The 14,154-nt window shown below is 48.8% G+C and carries 7 protein-coding genes and 5 pseudogenes; 6 read left to right on the forward strand and 6 right to left on the reverse strand.

The genetic code is table 11. The features are described 5' to 3' along the window. Positions 1 to 54: 54 nt before the first annotated feature. The 5 genes and pseudogenes from I6L74_RS21270 to I6L74_RS21280 form a co-directional block, all read right to left on the reverse strand. Positions 55 to 3,405 (reverse strand): O-linked N-acetylglucosamine transferase family protein, encoded by a 3,351-nt coding sequence (locus I6L74_RS21270; protein WP_059179631.1) that lies wholly within the window; start codon positions 3,403 to 3,405, stop codon positions 55 to 57. A 44-nt stretch (positions 3,406 to 3,449) separates the two neighbouring features. Further along, positions 3,450 to 3,785, reverse strand: a complete 336-nt coding sequence (locus I6L74_RS21665) for a hypothetical protein (RefSeq protein WP_367304376.1) — start codon at positions 3,783 to 3,785, stop codon at positions 3,450 to 3,452. Positions 3,786 to 3,833: 48 nt separating this feature from the next. After that, positions 3,834 to 4,550 carry a hypothetical protein gene (locus I6L74_RS21670; RefSeq protein ID WP_367304377.1) on the reverse strand — a complete coding sequence of 239 codons (717 nt, stop codon included), beginning with the start codon at positions 4,548 to 4,550 and terminating at the stop codon, positions 3,834 to 3,836. A 5-nt stretch (positions 4,551 to 4,555) separates the two neighbouring features. Further along, positions 4,556 to 4,864, reverse strand: coding sequence for a hypothetical protein (locus I6L74_RS21675; protein WP_367304378.1), 309 nt, complete (start codon positions 4,862 to 4,864; stop codon positions 4,556 to 4,558). A gap of 221 nt (positions 4,865 to 5,085) precedes the next feature. After that, positions 5,086 to 5,910 (reverse strand): annotated as a pseudogene (locus tag I6L74_RS21280) (flagellin N-terminal helical domain-containing protein); the annotation flags it as partial. Positions 5,911 to 6,293: 383 nt separating this feature from the next. Here I6L74_RS21280 and fliD point away from each other — a divergent pair. The 4 genes and pseudogenes from fliD (at position 6,294) to amyA (ending at position 10,056) form a co-directional block, all read left to right on the forward strand. Continuing rightward, positions 6,294 to 7,715: pseudogene (fliD, locus tag I6L74_RS21285) on the forward strand (flagellar filament capping protein FliD). Between the two features lie 17 nt (positions 7,716 to 7,732). Then, positions 7,733 to 8,142 (forward strand): annotated as a pseudogene (gene fliS, locus I6L74_RS21290) (flagellar export chaperone FliS). Next, positions 8,142 to 8,504, forward strand: coding sequence for a flagella biosynthesis regulatory protein FliT (gene fliT, locus I6L74_RS21295; protein ID WP_059179627.1), 363 nt, complete (start codon positions 8,142 to 8,144; stop codon positions 8,502 to 8,504). The pseudogene fliS and the gene fliT overlap by 1 nt, the downstream one beginning before the upstream one ends. 66 nt (positions 8,505 to 8,570) lie before the next feature. Beyond that, a pseudogene (gene amyA / locus I6L74_RS21300) lies at positions 8,571 to 10,056 on the forward strand (alpha-amylase). Between the two features lie 51 nt (positions 10,057 to 10,107). On the opposite strand, the gene yedD reads toward amyA, so the two are convergent. Then, on the reverse strand, positions 10,108 to 10,521 hold the full coding sequence (yedD, locus tag I6L74_RS21305; RefSeq protein ID WP_059179625.1) for a lipoprotein YedD: 414 nt from the start codon (positions 10,519 to 10,521) through the stop codon (positions 10,108 to 10,110). An 839-nt stretch (positions 10,522 to 11,360) separates the two neighbouring features. Here yedD and I6L74_RS21560 point away from each other — a divergent pair. Both I6L74_RS21560 and I6L74_RS21320 read left to right on the forward strand, forming a co-directional pair. Next, positions 11,361 to 12,743, forward strand: a pseudogene (locus tag I6L74_RS21560) (alpha-L-fucosidase). Between the two features lie 514 nt (positions 12,744 to 13,257). Continuing rightward, on the forward strand, positions 13,258 to 13,485 hold the full coding sequence (locus tag I6L74_RS21320) for a hypothetical protein (RefSeq protein WP_216979991.1): 228 nt from the start codon (positions 13,258 to 13,260) through the stop codon (positions 13,483 to 13,485). Positions 13,486 to 14,154: the final 669 nt, after the last annotated feature.

A 14,154-nucleotide genomic window follows, 5' to 3' on the forward strand; every position in this document is an offset into this window, starting at 1 on the left:
CAAAATAAAACTGTGTTTGCCTTCGCGAGCGCAATGACGCCGCCGCGAACCGCCCTACTCTTCTACCGTAAAACTTTGCGCTGGTTGCCCGGCACAATATATCTGCCACGCCTGACGCAGCGCCTTTTCCAGCGGTGCTGCGACGTCAAATCCATCCTGCTTGAGCGGCATTTGCTGGCGCATTCTCTGTCGCCAGCCGTTGAGTTCTTCGAGGTTGCTTTGCCACGCGACGGCTTTCTCGACGTAATCCTGCTGGCTGGTGGCGACAAACTTTTGTAGGCCGTAGATATGCATGATTTCCACGCCCTGTCGGGAAGACGTTGTTCCGCCCGCAATGCTCAGCGTGGGCACCCCCATCCAGACGGCATGGCTTGTGGTCGTGCCACCGGTGTAAGGGAAGGAGTCGAGCAAAATATCCACCTCGTGGTGCATACGCAGATAATTTTCAAGCCCGGTCGTTTTACGGAAAATCAGCTGTGAATCCAGCACCCCGAGCGCACACAGTTTTTTGCGATAGCGGGCAATCATTTCGTCGTCGTCCATAAAGCCAATGAGCAATTTGGCCGTCGGATTACGCGCCATGATTTGCGCCCACACGGCGAAAACCTCATTGTTGAGTTTTTTGGAACGGTTGAAGCTGCCATAGGTGAAATAGCCATTGCTCAACGCCGGTAGCGGGTTGACGTCAGGGCTAAGCTCACTGGGTGCAAAGAAACTGCGCAGCGGCATGTAGAGCAATTTTTCCGTGTACTGATCGTCCATTTCACCCGGTTTGCCAAGCCCTGGCGTGGTGATACGGTAATCCATCTGCTCAAGACCGGTGGTGCCGGGATAACCAATCCAGGTCATCTGAATGGGCGCAGGTTTAAAACCAAACACCGGCAGACGGGTGCCCGTGGTGTGGCCAGACAGGTCAATCAGAATATCAATCTGATCCTCGGCGATTTGCTTCGCCACTTCGGCGGCGCTAAGTTCAGTCACCAGGCGGCTCAGGGTAGCGGTTTGATCGTAATGGTCTCTGACCGCATCACTTTTATCGATGGTGTGGTAAGCAATGACATCAAACCGATCGCGGTTCAGGTTATCCCAGAATGGCAGGAAGAAATTGCTGACCGGATGAATGCGCAGGTCACCCGAGACGAACCCGACACGCAGCTTACGGTTGGGGTCTTTATTGCCGAAATAGCGGATGTTCACCTGCTGTGCAGCACACCATTCATTCAGCTGACGGCCATAATCCTGATGGGCAGCAAACAGCTCGGCGGGCGTTACGCTGGCATCATGCGTCAACACAAACAGCAGGCTGGTAAAGGTATCAAAATCATAACTTTTCAACGTCAGTGCTTTTTGCAGGAAATAGCGCGCATCAGCCATTTTTTGGTTATCGCTGAGGATGATGCCTATGATGCTCAGGAAATACGGCACGTCTGCCCGCAGACGAATGGCCTGCCGGGCACATTTCTCAGCGACCGCCATTTCCCGACGTTCGTGGTAGATACACGCGAGCAGGTTCCAGCAGTTGGCATTTTTATCGTTAATGCGCAGTAATGCCCGCAGTAACTGGCGAGCCTGCAGAAGATCGTTGGTTTTAAACAGCGCAGTTGCCAGATCGAAATAGCTATCCCAGTGCATGGAAAACTGGCCCAGCAGACGGCTACTCAGCTGTAGCGACGATTTCCACGCGCCCATTAGCAGGCTTGACCGCGCCTGACAGCGCAGCAGATGAACGTTGTCCGGATCGGCTTCGAGCAAACTCTCCAGCCGTTCACGCCCCTCTTTATTACGCCCTTGCCTGATAAGCGCGTTAACTTCATCGTACACGCTGTCGTACTGTTGATTGTCTTCGACCGATATCGGCTTGAGATCTATTTTGAGCGGGAAACCACCGTATTTACGTTCACAGCTGAAGATCAGCAGTGCGGTATAAACCTGCTTAATGATTGCCACATTGTCGGACTTCATAAATCGCTGGAAACCGGCACGCCACGCAGCGGTCGAACCGGTCAGCAGGCCTTTGTCACGCAGCGCGCAAAACAGCAGCCAGCTTGATTCATCGCTGTTTTTTATCTCATCCGTGGCAAAGACCCACTCTTCGCGGCTAAGCGTTACGGTTTGCCCCCAGTAATTACCGAGAGTGATGAAATCCTGCTCTGCAAACGCCTCTTCCGTCACGGGCACAATGGGCCGCAAAACGGTGTCAATGGCGTCGTTATAAGGCGAAGGAACGGCGCTGATCATGAGGCCATTGATGGTGTTCCCCAGCAGATCCTGCAGCGAGGCGACCAGCTCAGCGCGGGTGTCGCTGGCCGTATCTTCCGGGAAGCGACAGTGGAAAAGCAGCTGCTCGAAGCTCAAACTCAACGGCCAGACTTCCGTCAGGACATCCAGGATTTGTAGCGTGGTTTTGTTTTCCGTTTTCAGCGGTGTGCCATCCAGCCCGATATGTCCGTTCGCCGCTACGCCAAAGTGGTTGATCTGACGCTTAAAGCAGCCTGCCCAGTGCAAATGCTCAACCGATTTCAGGTCTGGCGTAGTCGCAGCGTCGTGCGCTCCAGCATGCGAGAGCAGGCTAAAACGTTCGCGGCGGTTGACGGCAAAATCAAGATACTGCTGGCTTTTCTCACGTGAGCTGCCGCCGCTAATCAGGGCATGCATCTGCCCTGTCTGGATGCCGAACGTGTTCGCCACTTCAGATTGAGGAACGGCATCGCCAATATAGCTAAAGCCCGCATCGGTGATTTGCTGATGGAAATCGGTGAAATAATCGGCCTGATTGATATTGCCGAGATAGCGGAACGCGAGCGTCAGATCGCTGCTTTGCTCTGCGTCAGTGACCTGATTTTTCAGGCCGCCTTCGGGCAGCGTCATCGCCAGATAGCTGAGCATCCCGCGCGCGGAATCCAGCTGAGCGTCGATACCCTCTGCGCCGCTGGCGTGGAAGCTGAGCGAGTCCTGCAGCGTTTTCGCATCGTGCGCGCCCGGCAGTACCTGCCAGTGAATCGCCATCATGCCCTGTGCGGAAAGGTGCGTCTGGCACCAGGCCAGCAGCGCTGTGCGCTCGTCGCCTCCCATCAGAGAAAACAGCCCGCGCAGGATGATGTAATCAAATTCACCCAAATCGGAGGCCAGCAGATCGGCAAGCCCGGCATGATGCAGCTCAATGTTCGCCAGCGCATACTGCGCGATCTGCTGTTGACCGCGAGCGATGTCGTCTTCATGAATATCGACGCCAATCGCCACGCTTGCGGGCCAGGCCAGCGCGTTGGCAATCAAGGATTCACCCTGCCCGCATCCCAGCTCCAGAATACGCGCCTCTGCGGGAATAACCGCATCAGCGAGATAAAGCGAGGCCGCCGCATGAAAAGCAACTGGCGTATGACGAGAGGCAGAGTAAACGCGTGTCACGATAACGTATCCAAAATAAAGAATGAAACTGTCTTTGCCGCGGCTCAGGCCTCTGGCAGATATTTGCTATTCAGCTGGCGTTTATAGTCCTGATAAGGACCAGCAGCGTTTTTCTTGGTGGTCACCACCCAGCTAAACGCCGCGTCGGAATGCCTGATATCAATAAGTTCTTCCGTCGGTTCGCGACCAATGGCCATCTGCTCAACCGGGGATAAGATATCAACCGCAAAAGAGAGCGCGATTTGATCGAGGAACCATTCGGCTTTGTCACTCGCCAGGTTAACGTCGATGAAATGCCCCACCGCCGCAAAATACTTTTGCGAGATTTCACCGCCGCGGGTATAGACGAATCCGGCCGGGATCTGTTCCCACAGCGGCAACCCCTGATGATGCGAGAAGATCAGTTCGTTATCCTGGTAGCGCGTTTTTCACCTCATCCACGGTTTTCTCACCAGGCAATCGGCGTCCAGCACCATCACCGGCCCGGTGATTTTCTCGATCGCATGGCTCAGGAAGACAAAGCGGCGGCAGGCGTAATGGACATTGACCGCTTTGAGCGCGGCAAAATATTCGCTACTGAGTGAGATCGACAGCCCTGGCAGTTTTTCGCCAAGCGACTTCAAATGCGAAATCATTTCTGCGTCGCAGTTATAAATGTGGAAATGGACGTTCAGCGCGGTGCCGTTGGTTTCATAGAGGGAGAGCAGCAGCGCGATAGCGTGTTCGTAGTAATAGCCTTTATCGCACGCCACCAGCACGGTCGTTTTGCCGTTATCTTCCGGCGCGATCAGCCATTCGTAACGGGATGCATCCAGTTCTGGCGCGGGTTCCGCCAGCGGTCGGAAATCAATAAACGAATCGGGATAACCGCCCAGCTTATAGATGCAGCACACCACCATCACCAGCGTCATGCGATCTTCGCCAATCAGATCGGCGTTCGACGTTAACTGCTGAATCACTACATGCGCCTGGTTGTAATCCTCTTCCATCAGACAGATGAGCAGCAGGATTTTAAGGACATCTGGCGTTTCGCTGAGCGTTGAAAGATTGTTAGAGATAAGGAACAGCACCGAGTCGATTTCATTGACGCGGAACAGCAGTTGAATAGACGCCACCAGATAATTGACGTTGTCCGAGAGCTGCATGGCCTCTACGACCTGACGGTGATCAGCGCGACTTTTTCGGCTGCCAGCGGTCCGTCAGAGCGACCATCAAATGCACCGTTAGCGAGTGCAACTGAACTCATCATCAGCTTTAATGCGCGATCGTTTTCCGTGTCTAAATCGGTTTCCGCATCCCAGAGTTTCGCTTCGAGCGAGTCAAAATCAGCATTGGCATAGTTCAGGATTTCGACCACAAGATGCGCGGGAAGAGCATCGGCATCAGGCAAAGAGATCGTACGGGTAAAGACATCCCGATAAAATTGATGCAAAGCTCGGGTACGAGCGTAATTAGTCATATTTTACGTAACCTGTGGTGACACGATTTTTAGCCAATACTGCAGATGCTGAAAGGTTATCACCAGAGCGGCAACCATAATGGGGGGAACAAAACCTAAATGAAGGGCTTATTTTCGATATTAGAAAACGAGGAGGCTGACGTAATTAAGGAAAGAGAGGCAAAAAAAAGGCTGCTGTTTCCAGCAACCTTTTCTGAATATTCTGCGAAATTAACGCAGCAGGACAGCATCGCCTGAGGAACCTGGTTTGCCTGAGACAGTACAGAAGTACCAGCCTGCTGCAGGATCTGCGCGCGAGACATGTTAGAAACTTCGGTAGCGTAGTCAGCGTCCTGGATACGGGACTGAGCAGCAGACAGGTTAGTGATAGAGTTGTTCAGGTTGTTGATGGTAGATTCGAAACGGTTCTGAATCGCACCCATGTTTGAACGAGCTTCGTCGATTTTACCGATAGCTTCGTCAGCAGCAGAGATAACAGCCTGTGCAGTAGAGTTATCAGCAATTTTGGTGCTCAGAGTGGAGCTCAGAGTACCGGAAGTTGCGTTGATCAGCGCAGTGCTGTCGATAGAGATGGTGTCGTTAGTAGAAACACCAGCACCAACCTGAATGCTCAGAGCGGTAGATACCGCACCGTTCAGCAGGCTTTTGCCGTTGAAGTTAGCACCACCCGCGATACGGTCGATTTCAGACAGACGCTGAGTGATTTCAGTGTTGATTGAATCCAGGTCAGTTGAACCGTTGGTGTCGTTTGCTGCCTGTACAGACAGTTCACGGATACGCTGTAAGTTGGTGTTGATTTCGTTCAGGTTGCCTTCAGCAGTCTGAACCAGAGAGATACCGTCGTTTGCGTTACGTGCTGCCTGAGTCATCCCTTTAATCTGGGAGTTCATACGGTTAGCAATCGCCTGGCCAGCAGCATCATCTTTAGAGCTGTTGATACGCAGACCAGAAGACAGACGCTCGATAGCGGTACCCAGGGAAGACTGAGATTTGTTCAGGTTGTTCTGAGTAGTCAGGGACAACAGGTTAGTATTGATAACTGCCATGATTAAATTCCTTCAAATTGATTTTTAGGGTCGGTGTCTAACACTCACGGCGTCTCTCACCGTCAACAAGGTTATCGACGGGTCTGAAAAAGACTTTAGAAAATATCGAAGGAATTTTTTAATTCACTGTTTTTAAAAGAATTGTTTTTTCATCCACGCTTTAAGCATTCCTTTTACGCGTTTCAAAATCTCGCCTCCCGTGCATCCGCATTGCGCGCTTTATTAAGGGTCGATCCTGGATTTGAACTGTCGAGGCGAGCGTTATGCTTCTATAAGCCTCCGTTTGAGGGGGTAATTCCACGATTTATTTTTTTGAGCTTCCGTAAACTTTTCCGGTGTATGGCCGATATAAGTCTGAAACTACCATTGACAAGGAACAATGTATGGCGACTATCAGTAACCTCGGCGTCGGTTTGCCTGGGCTGTCAGACCTGTACGATAAGTTACAGGCTGCTGAAGAGACAAAATTAACGGCCATTGCTACGCAGAAACCAAATACGATGCGCAGATTACGGGTTACGGTAAATTGCAAAGCGCCCTGACCAATCTGCAAACCGCTGCGGCTAAGCTGGCTAACACTGATACCTGGAACTCAACGACGGTTACCAGCACCAATACCGCGTTCGCTGCCACTACCTCAACAAATGCTAACGTTGGCGAGTTTACGGTTAACGTCAGCAAGATTGCTAAAGGCCAGGTTCTGACGACAGCGCCAGGCACCATTGATAGCAATACGAAACAGCTGGGCGGCACGACAGCGGATAACACCCGTACAATTACCATCACCCAGGCTGGCGCTGACAGCAAACCGATGACGGTGAAACTGGCAGACGGTGATACATCGCTGAATGGCATTGCGAAAGCGATTAACGCAGCCAACGGCGGCGTGACCGCAAGCGTAATCAAATCCGATACCGGTGATTATCGCTTGATGCTGTCCTCAAAAAACCACCGGTACTGATTCGGATATGACCGTATCAGTGACGGGCGATGACGCGCTGAACGACGTGATTGGCAGTGCAGCCCTGAACGAGCAGGTCAAATCGCAAAATGCCGTTGTGAACGTTAACGGTATCGACATTGTCCGCCAGAGCAACGTGATCAACGACGCGATGCCAGGGGTGACCTTAACCCTGAAAGCACAGAGCACAGCAGATGAAACGCTTTCAGTAACGCGTTCCACCACGGATAATAAAAAAGCCATTACCGACTGGGTTACAGCCTATAACTCATTACAGTCAACCATTGCTTCTCTGACCAAATACGAACCGCCTGCGACGGGTGCTACCGCCCAGTCTTCCAGCAACGGCGTATTGATGGGTGACAGCACTATCAGGGGAGTACAGTCCGATCTGCGCTCTTTATTGACCAATGTCCAGAGTGGATCGTATGCCATTATGGCGCAGTTGGGCATCACCCAGGATCCTATCAAAGGCGCTGACGGCGCAGTTGGGAATTTGAAAATTGATGACAAGAAGCTGACCCAGGTGTTAGCAGATAACCCAGCTGGCGTGCAGGCTTACTTTGTTGGTGACGGCAAAACGACCGGTTTCGCGACCCAAATGAATAACAAACTGACCGATATGCTCAGCACCTCCGTCGGCAAAGAAGGGGTTATTCAAAATGCGAAAGATGGTATCAACGCGACACTGAAATCCATCGGCAAGCGTTATGAAGCGATGGAACTCACCATCGATGCCACGATGGCGCGTTACAAAAAACAATTTAGTGATTTAGATGCACTGGTCACCAAATTTAATGGTACCGCCAGCTATCTGACTCAACAGTTCAGCACGAAGTCGTAAATAAGAAAGGAACCTCTATGTATAGCAAATCTGGTGTACAGGCCTATCAGAAGGTAGGTGTTGAATCTGCCGTCTTAAGTGCCAGCCCGCACCAGTTGGTTGTCATGCTATTCGACGGTGTCCATAGCGCGCTTGTTCGAGCGCGCCTGTTCCTTGAGCAGGGTGATATCCCTGCTAAAGGCGAAGCGCTCTCGAAAGCCATCAATATTATCGACAATGGACTTAAAGCTGGGCTGAACATGGATGTTGGGGCACGCTTCCCCATAATCTATCAGCACTTTACGACTATATGGTACGCCGTTTGTTGCACGCTAACCTGCGTAACGACGTTGAGGCTATCGTTGAAGTTGAAGCACTGCTGCTTAATATTTCCGACGCCTGGAAGCAAATCAATCCAGGTTTTCCTCCCACGCAGGATCAATTTTGATGAAAGACTCCAGCTTATCCCTAAAAAAGTGGCATGCACTTTCTGCACTGAGTAATACCATGCTGAGCCTTGCTCAATCCGGGAAATGGGATGAGCTTATTGAACAGGAGGTCGCCTACGTTTCGCTGGTAGAAAAGATCAGCGTTACCCCTTTCCCGCCTGACAGTAAGCATATACAGGAACAGGCGATGGTGATGCTGAACAATGTGCTGCAGAATGAAATGACGCTAAAAATTCTGCTGCAGGAGCGGATGGATGAACTGCACGGTCTGATGGCTCAGACCGGCAAGCAGAAAAATGTGAATATTACCTACGGAAGGCTTTCCGGTAACGTTTTGTTTCCCGGAGAGATCAATCAGTAATCCACATTAGCGGTTTATCATCCATACTCCAGAGATTCGCCGATAACGGCCTCTGGAGCACGGAAGATGAAAAATCCCACGCTATTACAATGTTTTCACTGGTACTACCCCACCGGCGGTGAATTGTGGCCGGAAGTGACGGCCCTGGCTCCCAATCTTAACGAAATCGGCATCAACATGATTTGGCTGCCCCCCGCCTATAAAGGTGCATCGGGTGGTTATTCTGTTGGCTACGACTCGTACGATTTATTCGACCTCGGTGAATTTGATCAAAAAGGCTCTATTGCCACCAAATATGGTGATAAGGCCCAATTGCTTGAAGCCATCGCGGCGTTAAAAAGTAATGACATTGCGGTGCTGCTGGACGTGGTGGTGAACCACAAAATGGGTGCGGATGAAAAAGAGCCCATCCGTGTGCAGCGCGTCAATGAGCAGGACCGCACCCAGATCGATGAAGAAATCATCGAATGCGAAGCCTGGACCCGCTACACCTTCCCTGTCCGCGGTGGACAATATTCTCAGTTTGTCTGGGATTTCAAATGCTTTAGCGGCATTGATCATATCGAAAACCCGAACGAGGACAGCATCTTCAAGATCGTCAATGATTACACCGGCGAAGGCTGGAACGATCAGGTCGATAACGAGATGGGGAATTTCGACTATTTGATGGGCGAAAATATCGATTTTCGCAATCATGCCGTGACGGAAGAGATCAAATACTGGGCACGTTGGGTCATGGAACAGACCCAGTGCGACGGTTTTCGACTCGATGCAGTCAAACATATCCCCGCCTGGTTCTACAAAGAGTGGATCGAACACGTCCAGGAAGTCGCGCCAAACCCGCTGTTTATCGTGGCCGAATACTGGTCCCATGAAGTCGACAAATTGCAGCAGTACATTGAGCAAGTTGAAGGCAAAACCATGCTGTTCGACGCCCCGCTGCAAATGAAATTTCATGAAGCGTCTCGTCAGGGACGTGACTATGACATGAGCCAGATTTTCACCGGTACGCTGGTGGAAGCCGATCCGTTCCACGCGGTGACGCTGGTGGCGAACCATGACACCCAACCCCTTCAGGCGTTAGAGGCCCCGGTAGAATCCTGGTTTAAACCCCTCGCCTACGCGTTAATCCTGCTGCGCGAAAACGGTGTGCCCAGCGTGTTTTCCCGATCTCTTTGGCGCAAACTATGAAGACACCGGCGGTGACGGCGAAACTTACCCTATTGAAATGCCGATTATCGAACAGCTGCACGAGCTGATTCTCGCCCGTCAACGTTTTGCCCATGGGGTGCAAACGCTCTATTTTGATCATCCAAACTGTATTGCGTTCAGCCGCAGCGGTACGGACGAAGAACCGGGCTGTGTGGTGGTGCTGTCGAACGGTGACGAGGGCGAAAAAGCGATCTGTCTGGGCGAGAATTACGGCAACAAGAGCTGGCGTGATTTTCTCGGCAATCGTGAAGAGACGGTCACCACCGCCGCAGATGGCGAAGGCACGTTTACCTGTAACGGCGGGAGCGTGAGTATTTGGGTCATGGAGGATGTGCTGTAACGGAGGAAATGTGTTTGCCGGGTAAGGCAGTGTTGCCACCCGGCACACAATTTATGGCAAGGTGCTTTCGAGCGGGTTTTTAGTCAGGTATTGCGCACATTCCACCGTTGGGCGGTCGACGCGTTGTAATTCCATACCATCATATTCCAGGGTATTGCCTTCGCGGTCCAGCTGATAGACATCCAGTTTGCGCGTGACGTTATAGAAATCATCTGAGCGCAGCATGATTTTACCTGGCACAGCGACAACCCGCTGCCACTGACGGCAATCCAGCGTGTCGCCCTCTTTTGTCACCACAAGCGTTGCGATCGCCTGCGGACTCACCATTTTGCTTTGCGGCCCTTTCGACTGCCAATAGCCCGCCAGATGTGCAGGGACCGGATGTTTAACCACATCCTGATAATTATCGACCTGCACACACCCGGTCAACGCCATCAGCGCGCCAACCATCACTATTTTTTTCATCATCTTTCCTGCCTGCGAAGAAAAAAATATTGTGGCATTAAAGCGTTAAAGCCGCCAGCGCAAGATGCTGAATGAATGGCAAGGACTACACCTGCATCGACATCATAGGAGGACGAAACCCGCCGCCGTAAAAAGAGGTATGCTGAAGAGTAGCTAAAAACCGGGATCATTCAGGAAGTCATTGCCAAAAAGTGGTGAAGCCATCACTTCGAAAGCCGATGGCAACGAACGCGGTCTGGGATCAACACACCCGCATTCGCTTTGCCTGTCAGCCCTAGACTATTAGTGAAAGTTTCTGTCGATTCACTTACCTAATCAATCAGTATGCGCAATAAAACCCTTCAAAGTGATATAGATTCGACTCATCACAGATGAATATTTTCTTCGCTCAGCTTATCTTGATGGTGCTGTTTATATATTCTTTTAAAAATCATAGTGTTAATTCAGGGGAAATCTTTGATTATGCGTAATCTTGACTGCGAGAACACTTCATGATGTTCACGTCTAAACTGGACGGGTCACATTTCTATAATTACGAGGTGGAAAATGTCAAACGATATTTTATATTTCCAAAATTATATTGAAAGTAACGTAGTACCTGAAATTATCGATGTCGATAATTATAGCACAACAGATTATGATGGAGTTCCCCTAAACCCATCACAACAGTCAGTCGTAAAATTACCCGTTGGAGCATGGCTGAAATTCAGAACAAAAATTCCCTTAGGCCGTAATTCTACGTGTATGATATATGCATCCACAACCTCAGATAATCAAAAAAAGATATCTCCATCGGAAGTATATCTAACGACCCATTATGGAGGATTACCGCAACGAAGGTGGGTGTAGAAAATTATTTTATAGACAATTACTCAAATACCATAGATTTCAACACAGAGTCTGAACAAGATGTTTATTTTAACTTCCCTTCTGGGTTTAATGGATGCCTCAATTGGTTCGTTTTTTGTCAATACTCAAATACTGAAGCAAATGAAGAAAAACTCAGGAGAATGAGTTGGTTTACAGAATCTAAATTTGGACACATGATACATTGGGGAGCGTATTCTGTGCTAGCCAGGGGCGAATGGGTAATGAATACGGAAAAAATCCCCAAAGATGAATATATACAGCAAGCATGCATTCCATTCGATCCAAAAAATTACGATCCTGATTACTGGTCGGATATTATCCTTGGCGCTGGGCAAAAATACGTTACCATAACAACAAAGCATCATGACGGCTTTGCCATGTTTAATACTAATGTGAAAGATTTCGCACCCTATGATGTGGTTAATACAGCCAGCGCTCATCGGTCTGTTTTAAAGCCGTTTGCTTCTGCATGTCATTCTAAAGGAATAAAATTTTGTTGTTACTATTCGTTGCTTGACTGGGGCAACAAATGGGAAGTAGCAATAGAAAATGCTAATTCTCTTGATCCTGAAAATATTAATCCAGATGATGTAACACGTTATCTGTCAGAAATGAAAGAACATCTGAAAGAACTTATTGAAATATTCGATCCGGTATTAATATGTTTGATGGTGCATGGGCTGCCTTTAAAATGACGAAGTTTCCCAAGGATTGCTAAATATCTTCATTGTCTTTCTCCTGACATTATTATAAACGACCGTATCGGAAATGGATATGGGGATTACGCAACGCCAGAAAAGAGCATCCCTGCCGGGACAAGTACTGGTTTGTGGGAAACATGTATGACTATTAATAATAGTTGGGGGTATAACAGTAACGATCAAAACTGGAAATCTACGCAAACTTTGCTGAATGAACTACTTGATTGTGCCAGCAAAGGTGGAAATTTTTTACTTAATACCGGGCCAACTGCAGACGGCATTATTCCTCAACCCTGTGTTGACAGGCTTGATCAAATAGGAAAATGGTTATCTAAATGGGGACAAGCCGTTTATCAAACTCGAGCCGGCACCCTTGATGTCTCATATCAGCCGGGATGTTTTTGTACAGTGGATAAAAACAACATCCTTTATGTGACGCTAACCGAAAGAAGCCAGGATGATCAAATCAGGATAGATGCACCTCAGGTATTGCCGGTTAGATGCTACTGGCTTAATAACCCCTCCTCTTCGTTAACGTATACCATTATTGATGGCTTGATGGTTTTCTCGTTGCTGGAAGGTCCTTCAGATGATTTAGGCATTGTTTTGGCAATGGAATTTGAAGCTTCCTCAGCCCAAAAACTATCCTGATAAAGCCCTGATGAAACATGCCACTGCCAATAATGTATGGAACAATGATATAAAAGAGATGGGCCGCAATTTATGGTTGATGTAATGAAGCAACTCGGTGGGCCTCAAGCATAACACCGGTTATCGTTGAAGTTGATTTGGGAAGTGTTCAAACACTTACAAGAATTGGGTTCAGGCAATATGAAACGAGAATTAATCAGTTCGTTATTGATGCTTATATCGACGATGCGTGGCAGCCAGTTATTACCTCCTCTTCTCCAGCAGCTTATTATATTGGATATCTTGATACTCCGATACGGGCAACTAAAATACGTTTAACAATTAATTCAGTATTTGATGATAACAATTCAAGTATATATACACTCTTTGCGTTGAATGCTAATGAAACACTTCTTCCCGTTAATATACCTATTAACTTAGCAAAAGGATCGTCCGCATCAGCCACTGATGTCTGGTATGATAAAGAAGATCAGTATGGTCCATTATTCGCTATTGACGGCAACCAGACAACCCGATGGCTGCAAACGCTAATCCACCGTTACCCATTGAACTGACGTTTAACTTTATTAGAGAAACAACATTTGACTTAGTTTTAATTTCTGAGTATTTAACGAGCCAAGAAACCATTAGCCGCATTTCAAATTTCTCTCTGGAAGTTTTCAGTGAAGAACATGGTTGGGTTGAAATATTTAATGGTAATGATATCAGTCCCCATTTCATTACCCTATCTAACCAAGGGTGAATCAATAAAACTCATTATCAACGATGTGATAGACCAGAGTGGCCCCAGCATTTATGAATTCTCTGTATGGCAAACCGCAAGAAATCAACATGCTCCCTTGATGATGAGGAGATTCTTGAACTGGAATCCAGGAGCTGCTTTGAATATTTCTGGCGTGAGGCTAATTTGACCCCGGGCGCTAGCGGATATGGTCTTATTTCTGATACGACAAATTCGAGACGAGCAACCATTGCGAATACGGGGTTTGGCCTTTCGTCATTCGTCATTGCAGCCGAACGTGGATGGATTGACTTCGATTTAGCACAGCAACGTTGTCAGCTATCTTTAGTAAGTCTGTTGAATACAGTCCCGCAAGTTAATGGTTTCTTTACCACTTTATCGACATGGATACATTAGATACGGAGGGAAGCAATGTTTCTACCGTTGATACAATGTTAGCCCTCAACGGAATTTTAACAGCTGGGCAATATTTTGGTGGTGAATGTGGGGCACTTGCCCAGCAAATATTCGATCGTGTTAACTGGCAAAGCGCAGTGAGCCCTGATGGTTATTTCACTATGTCAATCGCACCTAATGGTGACTTAAGTCCTTCTAATTGGGTGGCTATGCTGAACAATTTTGTATGTATCCTATGGCGCTAGGTTCAACAACCTTTGCTCCAAAGAAGGA

The sequence above is a fragment of the Lelliottia amnigena genome, assembly GCF_019047465.1.
Lineage (GTDB): Bacteria > Pseudomonadota > Gammaproteobacteria > Enterobacterales > Enterobacteriaceae > Enterobacter > Enterobacter amnigenus.